The organism is Tsukamurella sp. 8F (assembly GCF_029167375.1).
In the GTDB taxonomy this organism is placed as follows: Bacteria; Actinomycetota; Actinomycetes; order Mycobacteriales; family Mycobacteriaceae; genus Tsukamurella.
Genome location: NZ_JARFTP010000001.1, coordinates 253,420 through 269,708 on the forward strand (window position 1 = coordinate 253,420; position 16,289 = coordinate 269,708).

Genomic DNA, 16,289 nt, shown 5'->3' on the forward strand with positions numbered 1-16,289 from the left:
TCACCCGGCGAAGAGGGCACCGAGACCGGCGGCGACCGGGCGGGATCCGCCCAGCCGAAGCCCTTCCCAGACCGTCACCTGATTGGCCGTGAGAATCGGTTTCCCGACCGCGGCCTCGATGCGGGCGAGATGAGCCGCCGTGTGGAATGCGGTGTCCGGCAACAGCACAGCTTGTGCCTCGGGTGAGTCGCCGGCGCGCGCCATATCCACCAGCCTGTCGCCGTCGATCGTCCCGACCTCGGCGGCGGTCACGATGTCGTGGCTGGTCACCGCGGTGACCTGTGTGCCGGCGCGGCCCAGGAACTCCGCGAAGAGCGCCGCGACGTCGGCGGGATAGGTCGCGGCCACTGCGACCCTCTCCAACCCCAGCTCCGCGAGCGCATGAGCGAAGGCCAGGGACGTCGAGGATGCGGGCACTCCGGCGACCTCCCCGAGTTCCCGGGCCTGCTCATGCGCGCCGTCCCAACCATAGGCGAAGCTGCCGCTCGTGCAGGCCCACATGACCACGTCGGGCGCTATTCCGCGGGAACGTAGCGCCAGGGCGCCGGCGGCGAGCGTCTCGGGGCGTCCCCAGTCGAGCAACTGCTCGACGCGGTGGGCGTCGACGTTCATGAGGGTGTGCTGGACGGGCAGCGCGCACGTGCCCGGCAGCAGGGTCTCGAACAGCGGGTAGTCGTCCTCTGCAGAGTGGCCGGGGTAGAGGATCCCGACGGTCGTGAAGGTCATGGTCGCACCTCCTCGCGCGGATGTAGATTGTCGGCAATCTACCTCGCATGGAAGGAGTCCGCCCGTGGCTCGCTACATCGACATCACCCTCGCCCGCCGTGGCGTCACGTGTACGGCACGGCTGCTCGACGACCTCGCCCCCAAGACGTGCGACGCCGTGTGGGACGCCCTCCCGCTGGGCGACGAGGTCTATCACGCGAAATATGCGCGCAACGAGATCTACACGCTGGTACAGGCTTTCGCCCGGGCAGAGCCGGGGCTGGAGAACCCGACCATAACGCCGATCCCGGGCGACGTGATGTACTTCGCGTTCGAGCCGTGGCAGCTGACACCAGCTACCCACGGGTATGCGGCGCAGGGCGGCCAGATCGACCTGGCGCTCTTCTACGGGCGGAACAACCTGCTACTCAACCCGGATTTCGGGTTCGTTCCGGGGACCGTGTTCGCGACGATCGAGCGGGGCCTCGACGACCTCGCCGGCGCCGCGAACGACCTCTGGCGCACCGGCGCCGAAGGGGAGCGGTTGCGCTTCGAGCGCCGCGATGGCGGCCTGTGACGGCGATCGGCGCGGGCCGCGGCGCGCCCGCTGGCGGGTGCGCCGGAACAGTAGCTGCCGCGCGTACGGCCGGCGGATCCCGGCGGCGCGCAACGCCGCCCACAGCGACACCTGATTGGCAGTGAGCACCGGCTTGCCCAATTCGTCCTCGAGGCGGGGGATGAGGTCGTAGGTGCGCAGGTTCGTGCAGCTTATGAACACGCCGTCGGCGTCGGGGCGGTCCACGGAGCGTACGAGTGCCGAGATCTCCGCGGGCGTCACCTGCCAGATGCGGTCCTCGCGTCCCAGTTGCCCGCTCGCGACGACATCGACGCCGGACTCCGCCAGGAAGTCGTGCAGTCGCGCGCTCACCGCCCCCGTATAGGGCGTGGCCACTGCGAGGCGGTGCACGTCCAGCGCGGCACACGCGTCGACGACCGCGCCTGCCGTGGTCACCGCGATCGGCGCTCCCGCGTCCGTCATGACGCGTCGCAGCCGCCGCTCGCCCACGGCTCCACGTACGAAACTGCCGGAGGTACATAGGTATACGACGACAGAGGGTGCGGTCGTGAGCAACTGCTGAGTCGCCTTGCGTACTGCGCGGTCCGAGCTGATGGCCTCGGCCATCTCGACCGTCGACCCCAGCCCGAGCTGCGGCGTGCGGGTCACCAGGAGGTCGACGGTGCGGGGTGCCCAGCGCCACATCTCGCGGTCGAGGGCGAAGTCATAGGGTGCGATGACGCCGACGAATGCAGGGGAATCGGACGGGATCGGCATGTCACCTCCCGGGCTGGTGATCGAAAGACGAAGGGCTACCGCCCCCATTCTGGGTGCGACGGGCGCACCTCGCCACTCGGGCACGGTGCCGCGGCGCCTCGAAACGGGCGTGCGCCGCCACCTAGAATGAAGGCCATGTCCGATCAGCTCCAGCTCCACCGCCTCGATCTCCGAGGCCGCCGACCGTCGCTCGCCGAGTTGCGCGCCGCTCTGCCCCGCGGCGGGGTGGACGTCGACTCGGTGGTGCCGCGTGTACAGCCGATCGTCGACGCGGTGGCCGAGCGCGGAGCCGACGCCGCCCTGGAGTACGGCGAACGGTTCGACGGCGTCCGACCCGCCGCGGTGCGGGTCCCCGCGGCGCGGCTCGACCGCGCACTCGCGGAACTGGACCCGACGGTGCGCGAGGCCCTCGAGGAGGCCGTCGCGCGCGTTCGGAAGGTGCACGCCGACCAGCGACGCATAGACTCCGTCACGGAGGTCGTCGCCGGCGGCACGGTCACTGAGCGCTGGATCCCCGTCGACCGCGTCGGCCTGTACGTGCCGGGCGGCAATGCGGTCTACCCGTCGTCAGTGGTGATGAACGTCGTGCCGGCGCAGGTGGCGGGCGTCGGTTCGCTGGTGGTGCTCTCGCCCGCGCAGAAGGACTTCGACGGCCTGCCGCACCCGACGATCCTCGCGGCGTGCGCGATGCTCGGCGTCGACGAGGTGTGGGGCGTCGGCGGCGCGCAGGGGATCGCGCTGGCTGCGCACGGCGGCACCGACACCGACGGGACCGAGTTGGCGCCCGTCGACCTGATCACGGGGCCCGGCAACATCTTCGTCACAGCGGCTAAGCGGCTGTGCCGGGGCCTGGTAGGCATCGATGCCGAGGCGGGCCCGACCGAGATCGCGATCCTGGCCGATCACACCGCAGATCCGGTGCACATCGCCGCCGACCTGATCAGCCAGGCCGAGCACGATGTCATGGCCGCATCGGTGCTGGTCACCGACTCGCCGGAGCTGGCCGAGCGCGTCGACGCGGCGCTCACTGCGCAGCTGGAGCTGACCCGCCACCGGGAGCGTGTGACGACGGCGTTGCAGGGCAGGCAGTCGGGCGTCGTCCTCGTCGATGACGTCGACGCCGGGCTGACGGTCGTGAACGCCTACGCAGCCGAGCACCTCGAGGTGCAGACCGCCGATGCCCGCGACGTCGCTATGCGCGTGCGCGCCGCAGGTGCGATCTTCGTCGGCCCATGGGCCCCCGTCAGCCTGGGCGACTACGCCGCGGGCAGCAACCACGTGCTCCCGACGGCGGGATGCGCCCGGCACAGCTCGGGTTTGTCCGTGCAGACGTTCCTGCGCGGAGTCCACGTCGTCGAGTACGACGAGGCCGCACTCAAGGACGTATCGGGCACCGTGATCGCCCTGGCGAACGCCGAGGATCTCCCGGCCCACGGTGAGGCCGTGCGGCTGCGCTTCGAAGGGCTGCGCAAGTGACCGCGATCCCGGGCGAGGACTTGTCGCTGGCCGAGCTGCCGATCCGGGAGACGTTGCGCGGCAAGGAACCCTACGGCGCACCGCAGCTGCCGGTGGCCGCGGCGATGAACACCAATGAGAATCCGCACCCGCCGAGTCCTGCGCTCGTCGCGGACATCGCGAAGGCCGTCGCGGAGGCGGCCGAGTCGATGAACCGGTATCCGGATCGCGATCTCGGCGTGCTGCGCAGCCGTCTCGCGGAGTATGTGACCGAGCGGACCGGCGTCGCCGTCGGACCCCAGAATCTCTGGGCGGCAAACGGTTCCAATGAGATCCTGCAGCAGGTGCTGCAGGTGTTCGGCGGGCCGGGGCGCACCGCGATGGGCTTCGTGCCGTCGTACTCGATGCACCCGATCATCAGTGCGGGCACCGACACGCACTGGATCGCAGGCAAGCGCACCGCCGACTTCGCGCTGGATACCGAGTCGGCGCTCGCCGCTCTCGAGGAGCTGCGGCCCGACGTCGTCTTCCTCACGAATCCCAACAACCCGACGGGCCACCTGATACCCGCCGACGAACTCGAGCGGCTGATCGAGGCGGCACCCGGCATCGTCATCGTCGACGAGGCGTACGGCGAGTTCTCGTCGGGCCCGTCGGCCGTCCGGCTGATCGACGAGTTCCCCGGCAAGCTCATCGTGAGCCGCACTATGAGCAAGGCGTTCGCGTTCGCCGGCGGCCGGGTGGGTTACCTCGTGGCCGCGCCGGCGATCGTCGATGCCCTGCAACTGGTGCGGCTGCCGTACCATCTGTCCGTGTTCACACAGGCCGCGGCCATTGCGGCGATCGACCACCGCGCCGAGACCCTGGCTTCTGTCGCGCACCTGTCGGCCGAGCGTGACAGGGTGGCCGCGCGGCTGCGCGAGCTCGGGTACGCCGTGATCGACTCGCACGCGAACTTCATCCTCTACGGCGGATTCGCCCACGAGGCGAAGGCGTGGGAGACGTATCTCGACGGCGGAGTCCTGGTGCGCGACATGCACATCCCCGGGCATCTCCGGGTGACGATCGGGTTGGACGAGGAGAACGACAGGTTCCTGGCGATCAGTGAGAAGCTGGCGGCGGGACTGACAGGGGAGAAGAAGTGAGCGATCGCGTAGCGCGGATCGAGCGGACGACGCGGGAGTCCTCCATCGTCGTCGAACTGAACCTGGACGGCACCGGCACGACCGATATCGACACGGGTGTGCCGTTCTTCGACCACATGCTGACCGCCTTCGGAGCGCACGGCAGCTTCGACCTGAAGGTGCACGCCCAGGGCGATGTCCAGATCGAGGCGCACCACACCGTTGAGGACACGGCCATCGTGCTCGGTCAGGCTCTCGCGCAGGCGCTCGGGGACAAGAAGGGGATCCGCCGTTTCGGCGACTCGTACATACCGATGGACGAGGCGCTCGTACACGCCGCCGTCGACGTGTCCGGGCGGCCGTACTGCGTGCACTCCGGCGAGCCCGAGCACATGCTGCACGCCGTGATCGGCGGCTATCCGGGTGTCCCGTATTCGACGGTCATCAACCGCCACGTCTTCGAGTCGCTCGCGATGAATGCGCGCATCGCACTGCACGTGCGTGTGCTGTCGGGCCGCGACCAGCACCACATCACGGAGGCCGAGTTCAAGGCCGCGGCCCGCGCGATCCGCGCGGCCGTCGAACCCGATCCGCGCGTCACGGGCGTGCCGTCGACGAAGGGCACGCTGTAGCGGCCACTCGACCACGCCGAGGTGCGGTGTCTTACGGCACTCGGGTCGGTTCCGTCGACATACGTGGATGACCGGGCGACCGCCGTCCCCAATGATTCCCGGCGTCGTCAGCGACTATGTGGGAGCGCCGCGAGACCCGCGTCCAGCGACTCGAGGTACACCACCCCGCTGGCGTAGCTGTTCGTGCCGCGACACTTGGTTCCGATCGTGTTCCTTGAAGTGACGAGCGGCAGCGACCGCCAGCTATTGGACTCGAACAGTGGAGACATCTCGGCCTTGGGCCGTCCGTCCGGGTCCAGCGGGTAGAGGATCGCACCGTACTGCTGGAGGTCGGTCAGCCGCTCCATGCCGACGGTGAGAGTTCCCGCCGTCATCTCGACGCCGCGGGGCGGCGGTAGCCGAAGCCCCGCGTCGGTGGCGAAGTTGTTGCAGCCGAATGATGCCTTCTCGATGCTGAAGGTCCCGGGCTCGCTGGATGTCCAGCGGCTGATCGATACGAAGGTGGCACGTCCGATGGGGCCGGCGTGGGTGGAGCGGACGGATGCCGCCTTCTTTTCGTACGCGGCCTTCTGTGCGTCGAACGCCCCCTTCGCTCCCAGCGCGTCGGCCACTCGGCGGCTGGTCTCCTTCCAGTCGGTCTTGAAGGCGATTTTCACCGTCGGGGCGATCCGGTCGAGGCGCTCGTCGCCGAAATCGGTCTTCAGCGACGCGGTCGGAGCCAGCACCACGATCAGATCCGGCTCGAGGCCGGCCACCTTCTCGTAGTCGATTCCCGAGCCGGACCCGACTTCTGTAGCGGATTTCAAGCGTTCGAGCTCGTTCGTTGTATACCACCGGGTGTCCACGCCCTTGCTCATCGTGTAGCCGATCGGCGTGATACCCAGCTCGGCCGCGAGTGGTGTCGTGTTACCTATGGTCACGATCCGCCGCGGAGCCACTGGAATATCGACGTCGCCGTTGTCGGCGGCGAATATTCGCGTGTCGTGGTCCGATGGCGCGATGGGAGTCGCTGCCCCGTTCGGCGAGGTGTCACCACAACCGGCGAGGAGCAGGGCGATCGAGAGCGCCATCCCGGTCAGCGCTCGGCGGGACCTCGACGATACGTTCATGAACGGCCTTTCAGTAACCACCGGCCGGTCGGGGACTGCCCGAGTTCGGCGCGTCGCTCGATCCATCGTCGAGCGGCCGGCTTCGTTTGTTGGAAGGAAGTATAGGCTTACCTACTATATATCGGGCAATAGGGTCGATGGTGAGTAAACGGTTCTAATGGACATGGGTGTGCGGACGGGCCCGCGGCGTCCTGCCGTGAGGGAGCTGTAGGTGCCACTTGACCTTGTCGCAGCGTCAAGGTGTGGAATCGGCTCGACCGGACGACGGGAGGGCACGATGAGGATCGGACAGTTGGCGCGGATCGTCGGCATCAGCACGCGGGCGATCAGGCACTATCACCGGATCGGTCTGCTGGAGGAGCCGGCGCGCGAGTCCAACGGGTATCGCGCGTATTCGCTCGACGATGTGGTCCGGCTGCTGCGGATCCGCCGCCTGGCAGATCTGGGCATGTCTCTCGACGAGGTGGGCGCGGCGCTTGCGGACGACGCGGGGCGCGACGCCGCCGAGATCCTGGCCGAGCTCGACGCCGAGCTCGCCGATCAGCAGGCGCGAATCGCCGAGCGGCGCAGCCGGATCGCGGAGGTCGTCGGGTTGGCCGACAGCGGGCTGCTGTCGCCGCGAACGGCCGCGATAGCCGAGCGATTGCGGGAGCTCTACGACGACGGAGCCACCGCTCGCGTCGAGCTCGCGATGATGGAGACGTTCACGGCGCTCGCGCCCGGCAGTGTCGACCTGTACGAAGCGGCCCTCGCGGATCCTGGCAACGTCGTGCGGGTGTCTGAGCTCGAGTCGCGGTTCGAGGCGCTGCGCGACCGTGCGCCGGACGACCCCGGGGTCGTCGCGGTCGCGGATCTCGCAGTGCGGATGGGGCGTGGGCTTTCGGAATCGGCTGCGCTGGTGGAGGAGTCGAACGAACCTGCCCCGATGACGCCCGACGACCTCGTCTCATCGCTCGACGCGATGGACGGCATATCGGTCGCGCAGAAGCGGTGCATACGCCTGATCGTCGACGCGGGCCGGGGAGGTGCGTGGTGAGCGTCGTGCAGTTCGTCATGGGCGAGCCGCGCGCCGTCCTCGCACTGGTGCGCTGGATACGTGGGTGGCGGCCGCCGGGGGAACCGATCACTCATCACCGGGGCGTGGCCGGGGTGCTGTGGGTCGCGGTGGGGCTGACCGTGCTCGAGGGGGCGGTGTTCGAGATCGTGCTGGCAGCGGTGTTGGGCGACTCGGTCTGGGTGCTCGTCGCGCTCGCCCTCCATGTCTACGGCGTCTTCTTCCTGCTGGCACTGCAGGCCTGCGGGGTGACGCGCCCGCACACCGTAGAGCCCGACCGGATCGTCCTGCGCTCGGGCTTCTCGACGGACGTGCTGATCGATCGCGCCGACGTCCTGGACGTCCATGTGGGTCGCTATCGCGAATACGACGGCGCCCGTGGCTGGCGCCCGTCAGCCGATGGCACGACTGCGACGATCGCGGCTGGTGAGGCCAACGTCGAGATCCGACTGGGGCCCGGTGCGCGGGTGGTGGTCGGCGGCCGCTCCATGGCCGATCCGCCCGTGGCGGTCTACATCACCGCGGACGAGCCGCGCAGGTTCGTCCGCGCGTTGCGCGGCCCCTCGGACCGAACGAGCAACCTGCGCTAGCAACCCCGCCGGGATGCGATCGCCGTGAGTCGTGCAGGAATTTCCGCTCAGGCCCCGGTAGTTGAGCTGGGCATGACGAAGTCAGTGGTTGCTACAGCATTCGGAGGACCCGAGGTCCTGGAGGTCGTCGACGAGGAGCTCCCAGCGCCGGGTCCGGGCGAGGTGCTGGTCGAGTTCAAGGCGATCGGCGTCAATCCGGTCGAGTACAAGCAGGCCGCCGGCGCGTTCGGCGCCGACCCGTCTGCGCTGCCGCTCCGGCTGGGTAGCGAGGGCGCGGGCATCGTCGTAGCCGCCGGCCCGGACGCAGTAGGGCCCGACGGCCCGCTCGCAGTAGGCGACGAGGTCGTGGTGTATCGCGGGAGCGGGACCTACGCCGAGCGAGCGCTGGAGCCGGCCGGTTCGGTGTTGCGCAAGCCGGCCGGGCTCGGGTGGGAGCAGGCCGGCGGCCTCCTGCTCACCGGGGCCACCGCATACGACACCGTCGAGACCGTCGGCGTGACGAAGGACGACGTCGTGCTGATCCACGGTGCATCCGGAGGGGTCGGGCTGCTCGCGGTGCAGCTGGCGAGGCTGCGCGGGGCGACGGTGATCGGCACTGCGCGGGAGACGAACCACGAATTCCTGCGCAGCATCGGAGCGATCCCGGTGGCATACGGAGACGGACTCGCCGATCGGGTGCGTGAGCTGGCACCCGGCGGCGTGACCGCGGCGATCGACACCGTCGGCACCGACGAGGCCGTGGACGTCTCACTGCAGCTGGTGGGGGACCGTGCGCGCATCGCGACGATCGCCGCGTTCGAACGAGCGGGCACGGACGGGTTCACGGCGCTCGGCGGCGGGAATCCCGATAGTGCGGCGCTGCGCGATCGGGTGCGAGGCGAGCTGCTCGACCTGGCGGCGCGGGGCGAGCTAACGAACCCGATCGCGAAGACCTTCGGGCTTTCGGAGGCCGCTCGGGCACACACCGAGCTCAAGCAGCCGCACCCGGTCGGGAAGTTCATCCTGATCCCGTGAGTCCCACCGTCCGGCTACCGGACGGGCACGGACACCGGGGCGGGGCGTGTGTGCGGCGTGATGGAGTCCGGCCATCGGCAGGAATACATCGGACTCCGGTCCGGTTGGGTTCAGGCGTCGGGTCGCGAGGCGGGCCGTCCGGTCCTGTCCAATCGGCGTGAGTCACAAGGGGGTGCTGGTCGGTGTCGGCACGTGTGCGCGAACTCGCCGTCCGGCGATACCCGGCTCTGTCGATCCACCTCGAGAAGCTCGAGGTGGCGACGAGATCGGCCCTGACGGTCGCCATCGGTGCGGCTGTCCTCTACTGGGCGGGACGCACCGATCTGACCATGTACGTGATGTTCGGAGCCTTCACCGCGGTCTACGGCTCCAACGAGCGTTACCGGGTCCGCATCCGGTCGGTCACCGCCGGCGGTGTGGGGATCCTGGCAGCGATCGCGGTGGGCATGGTCCTCTCGCGGTATCAGGTGGGCAACGTCTGGCTGGTAGCGGTTGCGGCGCTGATGCTGGTGCCGGGATGCCTGCTCACGGCCGCGTTCCAGTTGGTTCCGGCGCAGCCGTTCTTCCAGATGATCGCGCTCACGGGTTGTGCCTCGATTCCGGTGGCCACGGAGGGGCGGCTCCGGCTCGCAGTCGCAGTCGGCTCCGTGGCCCTCGCTTGGACGCTGACGATGGCGGGGTGGCTACTCCGTAGGAGATCGAACACGTCGGCCGGGCCGCTGCGCGACGTGCTGTTCAAGACGTTGCAGCGGGAACCGGAGTTCAGGCCGGGCGCGGTCGCGGACTGGCAGGTCTGGGCGACGGTGCTTCGCAACGTCCTCGCCGTCGTCACCGCGGGGTTGATCGCCGTCGGAGCGAACGGCGGCCGGCCCTACTGGGCGATGATCGTCACGGTCGCGACCCTGCCGCCCACCTGGATGCCGCATCGCTTCGGACGAGTGGCCCAGCGGATCACGGGCACCGTCGTCGGCGTCCTGCTCGCCGGCGCGTTGTTGTCGGCGCACCTGCCGTTGGGGGCGGCACTCTCCGTGATCGTGGTAAGCCAGTTCATGATCGAGCTGACGGTGATCAGGCTGTACGCCGTCGCGTGCGTGTTCATCACCACCCTGGTCTTCACCGCTCAGTCACTTGCGCTTCCCGGCGCTCAGCACTATCTCCCGGAGCGTCTGCTCGAGACCGCGATCGGATGCGTGGTCGCGGTCTCGTACATGTCGGCCACGGTGTGGTTACGCCGCCTGCGCCGCAACGAACAGCCTTCGTGACCGCCGATTCGCCCGCGGAGCGGGGCCGCGACCCGGTTCGGCCGGGTTCAGGACCACAACCGGCCGCGACGTAGGCTGAGGCCATGACCACCGTCGCCCTCCTCGACTACGGCTCGGGCAACCTCCGCTCGGCGCAACGGGCGCTTGAACGGACGGGCGCCGATGTAGCGCTCACGTCCGATCCCCGTGTCGCCCTCGCCGCGGACGGGCTGGTCGTCCCTGGGGTCGGCGCATTCGAGGCGTGCATGGCTGGTCTGAAATCGGTGAAGGGTGACCGCATCATCGGCGAACGCCTCGCGGGCGGGCGCCCGGTCCTCGGTATCTGCGTGGGCATGCAGATCCTGTTCGAGCGGGGCATCGAGTTCGGCGTCGAGACACAGGGTTGCGGACAGTGGCCCGGCACCGTCGAGCGCCTGCAGGCAGACGTCGTGCCGCACATGGGCTGGAACACCGTGGACGCCGCGGCGGATTCCGTGCTGTTCGCCGGCCTCGAACCCGACACCCGCTTCTACTTCGTGCATTCGTACGCTGCCCAGAAGTGGGAACTCGAGGTCGGCGAGCACATCGCCGCCCCGAAAGTGACGTGGGCCGACCACGGCGGCCACTTCGTCGCCGCTGTCGAGAACGGCCCGCTGTCGGCCACGCAGTTCCACCCCGAGAAGTCGGGCGACGCGGGGGCCCGCCTGCTGCGCAACTGGGTCGAGGCACTGTGAGTGCGCGGGGCCTGTCCCTGGGCCGGCTCGCGGTGTTCTCCCTCGGGGCTGCGGCGCTCGTGCTGGTCGCTGCCACCGCGCTGGTGTGGATCATCAAGCCCAGCCAGGGCGTCGCGCTGACCATTGTTCTACTCGGGCTCGTCGGCAGCGTCGCGGCTATGGGTTTCGTGTCGCGCCGCATGGTCGCGCGCGCGATCGAATCCGACGCCGAGGACGAGAAGCGGCGTCCCTGAGCGCCTCGACTACCCTGGACCCGTGAGTTTGGTGCTTCTTCCCGCGGTCGATGTCGCGGATGGTCAGGCGGTGCGGTTGGTGCAGGGCGAGGCGGGAAGCGAGACCGCCTACGGATCGCCCCGGGACGCGGCGCTCGCGTGGCAGCACGACGGAGCCGACTGGGTCCACCTCGTCGACCTCGACGCGGCATTCGGCCGGGGGTCCAACCGTGAACTACTCGCGAGCGTCGTCGGTGAGCTGGACGCACGTGTCGAGCTGTCCGGTGGCATCCGTGACGATGAGTCCTTGCGCGCGGCCCTGGCGACCGGCTGCGCCCGTGTCAACCTGGGTACCGCCGCCATCGAGGACCCGCAGTGGTGCGCCCGCGCGATAGGCGAGTACGGCGATCGCATCGCAGTCGGGCTCGACGTCAAGCAGATCGATGGCGAATGGCGGCTACGCGGCCGGGGCTGGGTCTCGGACGGCGGCGACCTGTGGGAGGTGCTCGAGCGTCTCAACCGTGACGGTTGCGCCCGCTTCGTCGTCACCGATGTGTCGAAGGACGGCACACTCGCCGGGCCGAACCTGGAGTTGCTGTCGTCCGTCGCGAACGCGACCGACGCCCCCGTGATCGCCTCCGGTGGCGTCTCCTCGATCGAGGATCTCGAGGCGATCGCGACGCTCGTCGACGAGGGCGTCGAGGGCGCCATCATCGGTAAGGCGCTGTACGCCGGCCGCTTCACGCTTCCTCTAGCCCTGGACGCGGTGTCGCGCACGTGAACCTGCCCACCGGATTCTCCGGCGACCCGGATGCTCTGATAGCGGCCGCCGCAACGATTCTCGACGATGTGACGCCCCGCTTCGTCGAGGGGCTCGGCGCGCCGGCGACTGTCGACAAGGGCCCAGCGGACTTCGCGACGGACCTCGACCTCGAGCTGGAGCGGCGCATAACGTCGGCACTCGTCGACGCGACGGGGATCGAAGTACACGGCGAGGAGTTCGGCGGCCCCGATGTGGGCGCAGGCACGGTCTGGGTTCTCGACCCCATCGACGGCACGTTCAACTACTCCGTCGGATACCCGGCGTGTGGGATCCTGCTGGGTCTGCTGCACGACGGCCTGCCGGTCGCCGGCCTCGCGTGGTTCCCGTTGAACGGCGACCGATTCGCAGGCCACGTAGGCGGAGCGATCACCAACAACGGCGAGACGCTACCGCAACTGCACCGGAAATCGCTGGCCGACACCATGATCGCGTGCGGCAGTTTCAGTCGTGGCAGCCGCGGCCGGTTCCCGGGCGACTACCGGTTCGCGGTCATCGGCGAGGTGTCGCGTGCGGTGTCCAGGATCCGGCTGTTCGGCAGTACGGGCGTCGACATGGCCTACACGGCATCCGGTGCTCTCGGCGGCGCCGTGTGTTTCGGATACCACCCGTGGGACAACGCGGCGGGCGTGGCGTTGACCCTAGGGGCGGGCGGCGTCGTGACCGACCTGGCCGGGGCGCCCTGGCACGCCGGCTCCGACTCGGCGTTGTTGGGGGCGCCCGGCGTGTACGAGGAACTGCTCGAGGTCGTCCGCTCCGTGGGCGACGGCGACGACTACCGAGAGGGGACGAAGCGATGACGGTTGCGGTACGGGTGATCCCGTGTCTCGACGTCGACGACGGCCGCGTCGTTAAGGGCGTCAACTTCGAGAATCTGCGTGACGCCGGTGATCCCGTCGAGCTCGCCGCAGCGTACGACGCGCAGGGTGCCGACGAGCTGACCTTCCTGGATGTCACTGCCTCCAGCTCCGGCCGGGGCACCATGCTCGAGGTGGTGCGGCGCACGGCGGAGCAGGTCTTCATCCCCCTCACCGTGGGCGGCGGCGTCCGCTCGCTCCAGGATGTGGACACACTTCTGCGTGCCGGTGCGGACAAGGTGTCGGTCAACACAGCGGCGATCGCGCGCCCGGAGTTGTTGCGCGAGCTGAGCAATCGATTCGGCTCGCAGTGCATCGTCTTGTCCGTCGATGCACGCACGGTGCCCGACGGCAGCGCGCCCCAGCCGTCCGGATGGGAGGTCACCACCCACGGCGGCAAGCGCAGCGCCGGGATCGACGCCGTCGAATGGGCCAGGCGCGGTGAGGAACTCGGTGTCGGTGAGATCCTACTCAATTCCATGGACGCCGATGGCACGAAGAACGGCTTCGATCTGAAGATGATATCCGCTGTGCGGCAGTCGGTCTCGGTTCCAGTGATTGCATCGGGTGGTGCCGGGGAGACCGGGCATTTCGCCCCGGCGGTCGAGGCCGGTGCCGATGCGGTCCTGGCAGCCAGCGTCTTCCACTTCGGGGACATGACGATCGGTGATGTGAAGGGCGAGATGCGGCGTGCGGGGCTGGTGATCCGATGACGGCCCGGCTCGACCCGGCCGTCGCCGCCCGGCTCAAGCGCAACGACGCCGGGCTGGTCGCGGCCGTGGTGCAGGAGGTGGGCACCGGCGATGTGCTCATGCAGGCGTGGATGAACGACGAGGCGCTTGCTCTCACGCTGGCGACCCGGAAGGGCACCTACTACTCGCGCTCGCGGAAGCAGATCTGGGTGAAGGGCGAGACGTCGGGACACACCCAGCACGTCGAGTCCGTCCGCCTGGACTGCGACGGCGACACCGTGCTGCTGACCGTGCGTCAGACCGGCCCCGCGTGCCACACGGGCACCCACACCTGCTTCGACGCCGACCTCCTGCTCGCGTCCGAGGAGTAGCCCCGGGCCCGGCACCTTCGGGCGGCGGGCTGATAATGGGGGCGATGAGCAGCCCACACGTACCGAGTCAGCCCGCTGGCCAGCCCGACGGGTCCACAACCACCCTCGAGAGGTTTCTCGAGCTCGCGGCGGATCACCGCGTCGTGCCCGTGACCCGCACGGTCCTCGCGGACGCCGAGACGCCGCTGTCCGCGTACCGGAAGATCGCTGCCGGCCGGCCCGCGACCTTCCTGCTCGAGTCCGCCGCGGCCGGGCAGTCCTGGGCGCGGTGGTCGTTCGTGGGGGCTCCGGCACCGTCCGCGCTGACGGTGCGCGGCGGTGAGGCAGCGTGGATCGGGCATGTGCCTGCGGGGGCACCGTCGGGTGGCGACCCGTTCGACGCACTCGGCGAGGTGCAACGGTTGCTGTCGAGCGAACGCATCGACGGCATGCCCCCGCTGATCGGCGGCATGGTCGGCTATATCGCCTACGACGCGGTACGCCGCCTCGAGCGCCTGCCCGAGACCACCATCGACGACCTGCAGTTGCCCGAGATGGTCATGCTGCTGGCGACCGACGTGGCGGCGATCGACCACCACGAGGGCACCATCACGCTTATTGCCAACGCCGTGAACTGGGACGACCGCCCTGAGCGGGCGGAGGTGGCCTATGCGGACGCCGTAGCGCGCCTGGACCGCATGGCCGACGCGCTGGCGCAGCCGCTGGCGTCCAGCGTCTCCACGTTCACGCGCCCCGACCCCGAATTCGCCGAGCAACGCACGCTCGAGGAGTACACGGCGATCGTCGACGGACTCGTGCGCGACATCGAGGCGGGCGAAGCGTTCCAGGTCGTGCCGTCGCAGCGGCTGGAGATGGCCACGGACGCGGATCCGATCGACGTCTACCGCGTTCTGCGCGCCTCCAACCCGAGTCCGTACATGTATCTGCTGCAGGTGCCCGCGCCGGACGGCTCGCTCGCCTTCTCGATAGTGGGCTCCAGCCCCGAGGCACTCGTCACCGTCGCCGACGGCGTCGCGACCACCCACCCCATCGCGGGGACGCGGTGGCGCGGGCAGACGACCGAGGAGGACATCCTCCTGGCCAAGGATCTGCAGGCCGACGAGAAGGAGAACAGCGAGCACCTCATGCTGGTCGACCTCGGCCGTAACGACCTGGGCCGGGTCTGTAGGCCGGGCACGGTGCGTGTCACCGACTACCGCCGGATCGAGCGGTACAGCCACGTCATGCACCTGGTGTCGACGGTGTCCGGCGAGCTGGCCGAGGGCCGCCAGGCCCTCGACGCGGTCGCGGCGTGCTTCCCCGCGGGCACGCTCACCGGCGCGCCGAAGGTGCGTGCCATGGAGTTGATCGACGAGGCTGAGATCACCCGGCGTGGCGTGTACGGGGGAGTCGTCGGCTACCTCGACTTCGCAGGCGATGCCGACACCGCTATCGCCATCCGCACCGCCCTCATGAAGGACGGCAAGGCGTACGTACAGGCCGGCGGGGGCGTCGTCGCCGACTCGAACGGGCCCTACGAGTACAACGAGGCTCGCAACAAGTCGATGGCAGTGCTCAAGGCCGTCGCAGCGGCAGGCTCGATGGTGCCGGTGCGCGGCGAGGCGGACCGGTGACGGCCGCCGCGCAGTCGCGGCGTCCCCTCGTGATCGCGTCGGCCGGCCTGGCGCTTGCCGCCGCCGCGCTCTGGGGCGCCAGCCGGATGCGGTGGTCGACCCTGACCGTGGCCGACGGCCTCGGCCCGCCGCGCACACTCGATATCGACGGCCAACGCTGGGCTGGAGCACTCACGCCGCTCGCATTGGTGCTGCTGGCCGGGATTGCGGCGGTGCTCGCGGTGAAAGGCCGGGCGCGGCGCGTAGTCGCTGTGCTCGTGGCACTCGTGGGCGTCGCATCGACCCTGCCCGCGCTCGGGGTGCTGACCTCCGATCCGGACGTCGCCCACGCGACCGAGGTCCTGGAGCTGTCGCACAAGGACGTCCCGGTCGACATCCATATGTCGCTGTGGGGCCCTGTCGTCAGCCTGGTCGGGTGTGCTCTGGCGGTGGCCGCGGCGGTGGTCCTCGTGCGTGCAGGTCGGGGCGGCCCTGCGGCGGCGGCAGGGGACCGGTATCTGTCGCCTGCCGCGCGGCGCGCGGCGCTGGAGAAGAAGGTCTTCGGGGAGGACGGCGCGCCTTCGGCAGAGGCTTCCGAGGGCGCCGTGACGAAGCCCGACGGCGCGGGTGAGACCACCGAGCGCGACCTCTGGGACGCGCTCGACACGGGCGCCGACCCGACCGATGCGACCCCGAATGAAGGGCGTCGGAAGACCGGGGGCTAACCTCGACAGCAGTCTCCCGCGCAGTAAGG

At 69.5% G+C, this 16,289-nt stretch carries 18 protein-coding genes and 1 pseudogene; 16 read left to right on the plus strand and 3 right to left on the minus strand.

Features of this window, described 5'->3' with window-relative positions; translation table 11 throughout:
- Complete coding sequence (locus P0W64_RS01250; RefSeq protein ID WP_275478219.1) at positions 1 to 726, minus strand: maleate cis-trans isomerase; 726 nt, start codon at positions 724 to 726, stop codon at positions 1 to 3.
- A 64-nt stretch (positions 727 to 790) separates the two neighbouring features.
- On the opposite strand from P0W64_RS01250, the gene P0W64_RS01255 reads away from it, so the two are divergent.
- The gene (locus tag P0W64_RS01255; RefSeq protein WP_275478220.1) at positions 791 to 1,282 is read left to right on the plus strand and encodes a DUF3830 family protein; all 492 of its coding nucleotides are present in this window, start codon (positions 791 to 793) and stop codon (positions 1,280 to 1,282) included.
- An 87-nt stretch (positions 1,283 to 1,369) separates the two neighbouring features.
- Here P0W64_RS01255 and P0W64_RS01260 read toward each other — a convergent pair.
- Positions 1,370 to 2,086 (minus strand): annotated as a pseudogene (locus tag P0W64_RS01260) (Asp/Glu/hydantoin racemase); the annotation flags it as partial.
- Between the two features lie 87 nt (positions 2,087 to 2,173).
- Between P0W64_RS01260 and hisD the strand changes: the two are divergent.
- Genes hisD through hisB form a run of 3 tightly spaced genes read left to right on the plus strand, consistent with a single transcriptional unit; the run spans position 2,174 to position 5,249 of the window.
- On the plus strand, positions 2,174 to 3,514 hold the full coding sequence (hisD, locus tag P0W64_RS01265; protein WP_275478221.1) for a histidinol dehydrogenase: 1,341 nt from the start codon (positions 2,174 to 2,176) through the stop codon (positions 3,512 to 3,514).
- Positions 3,511 to 4,638, plus strand: coding sequence for a histidinol-phosphate transaminase (locus tag P0W64_RS01270; RefSeq protein ID WP_275478222.1), 1,128 nt, complete (start codon positions 3,511 to 3,513; stop codon positions 4,636 to 4,638). Before hisD ends, P0W64_RS01270 begins: the two co-directional genes overlap by 4 nt.
- The gene (hisB, locus tag P0W64_RS01275; RefSeq protein ID WP_275478223.1) at positions 4,635 to 5,249 is read left to right on the plus strand and encodes an imidazoleglycerol-phosphate dehydratase HisB; all 615 of its coding nucleotides are present in this window, start codon (positions 4,635 to 4,637) and stop codon (positions 5,247 to 5,249) included. The genes P0W64_RS01270 and hisB overlap by 4 nt, the downstream gene beginning before the upstream one ends.
- 107 nt (positions 5,250 to 5,356) lie before the next feature.
- On the opposite strand, the gene P0W64_RS01280 is transcribed toward hisB, so the two are convergent.
- Positions 5,357 to 6,358 carry an ABC transporter substrate-binding protein gene (locus tag P0W64_RS01280; protein ID WP_275478224.1) on the minus strand — a complete coding sequence of 334 codons (1,002 nt, stop codon included), beginning with the start codon at positions 6,356 to 6,358 and terminating at the stop codon, positions 5,357 to 5,359.
- A gap of 277 nt (positions 6,359 to 6,635) precedes the next feature.
- Between P0W64_RS01280 and P0W64_RS01285 the strand changes: the two genes are divergently transcribed.
- From P0W64_RS01285 to P0W64_RS01340, 12 genes are all read left to right on the plus strand, one after another.
- A complete protein-coding gene (locus tag P0W64_RS01285; protein ID WP_275478225.1) occupies positions 6,636 to 7,394 on the plus strand; it encodes a MerR family transcriptional regulator in 759 nt (252 codons plus the stop codon).
- On the plus strand, positions 7,391 to 8,002 hold the full coding sequence (locus P0W64_RS01290; RefSeq protein WP_275478226.1) for a hypothetical protein: 612 nt from the start codon (positions 7,391 to 7,393) through the stop codon (positions 8,000 to 8,002). The genes P0W64_RS01285 and P0W64_RS01290 overlap by 4 nt, the downstream gene beginning before the upstream one ends.
- A 72-nt stretch (positions 8,003 to 8,074) precedes the next feature.
- Positions 8,075 to 9,016: an NADP-dependent oxidoreductase gene (locus P0W64_RS01295; protein WP_275478227.1), complete on the plus strand. Its 942-nt coding sequence runs from the start codon at positions 8,075 to 8,077 to the stop codon at positions 9,014 to 9,016.
- Between the two features lie 182 nt (positions 9,017 to 9,198).
- Complete coding sequence (locus tag P0W64_RS01300) at positions 9,199 to 10,278, plus strand: FUSC family protein (protein ID WP_275478228.1); 1,080 nt, start codon at positions 9,199 to 9,201, stop codon at positions 10,276 to 10,278.
- Between the two features lie 83 nt (positions 10,279 to 10,361).
- Positions 10,362 to 10,991 carry an imidazole glycerol phosphate synthase subunit HisH gene (gene hisH, locus P0W64_RS01305; RefSeq protein ID WP_275478229.1) on the plus strand — a complete coding sequence of 210 codons (630 nt, stop codon included), beginning with the start codon at positions 10,362 to 10,364 and terminating at the stop codon, positions 10,989 to 10,991.
- Positions 10,988 to 11,224, plus strand: coding sequence for a hypothetical protein (locus tag P0W64_RS01310; protein ID WP_275478230.1), 237 nt, complete (start codon positions 10,988 to 10,990; stop codon positions 11,222 to 11,224). Before hisH ends, P0W64_RS01310 begins: the two co-directional genes overlap by 4 nt.
- Before the next feature lie 22 nt (positions 11,225 to 11,246).
- On the plus strand, positions 11,247 to 11,984 hold the full coding sequence (gene priA / locus P0W64_RS01315; RefSeq protein ID WP_275478231.1) for a bifunctional 1-(5-phosphoribosyl)-5-((5-phosphoribosylamino)methylideneamino)imidazole-4-carboxamide isomerase/phosphoribosylanthranilate isomerase PriA: 738 nt from the start codon (positions 11,247 to 11,249) through the stop codon (positions 11,982 to 11,984).
- Entirely contained in the window at positions 11,981 to 12,823 is an 843-nt protein-coding gene (locus P0W64_RS01320; RefSeq protein WP_275478232.1) for an inositol monophosphatase, read from the plus strand. The genes priA and P0W64_RS01320 overlap by 4 nt, the downstream gene beginning before the upstream one ends.
- Positions 12,820 to 13,593: an imidazole glycerol phosphate synthase subunit HisF gene (gene hisF, locus P0W64_RS01325; RefSeq protein WP_275478233.1), complete on the plus strand. Its 774-nt coding sequence runs from the start codon at positions 12,820 to 12,822 to the stop codon at positions 13,591 to 13,593. The genes P0W64_RS01320 and hisF overlap by 4 nt, the downstream gene beginning before the upstream one ends.
- Positions 13,590 to 13,943 (plus strand): phosphoribosyl-AMP cyclohydrolase, encoded by a 354-nt coding sequence (hisI, locus tag P0W64_RS01330; RefSeq protein WP_275478234.1) that lies wholly within the window; start codon positions 13,590 to 13,592, stop codon positions 13,941 to 13,943. Before hisF ends, hisI begins: the two co-directional genes overlap by 4 nt.
- 44 nt (positions 13,944 to 13,987) lie before the next feature.
- Complete coding sequence (locus P0W64_RS01335; protein WP_275478235.1) at positions 13,988 to 15,556, plus strand: anthranilate synthase component I; 1,569 nt, start codon at positions 13,988 to 13,990, stop codon at positions 15,554 to 15,556.
- Positions 15,553 to 16,260, plus strand: a complete 708-nt coding sequence (locus P0W64_RS01340; RefSeq protein ID WP_275478236.1) for a TIGR02234 family membrane protein — start codon at positions 15,553 to 15,555, stop codon at positions 16,258 to 16,260. Before P0W64_RS01335 ends, P0W64_RS01340 begins: the two co-directional genes overlap by 4 nt.
- Positions 16,261 to 16,289: the final 29 nt, after the last annotated feature.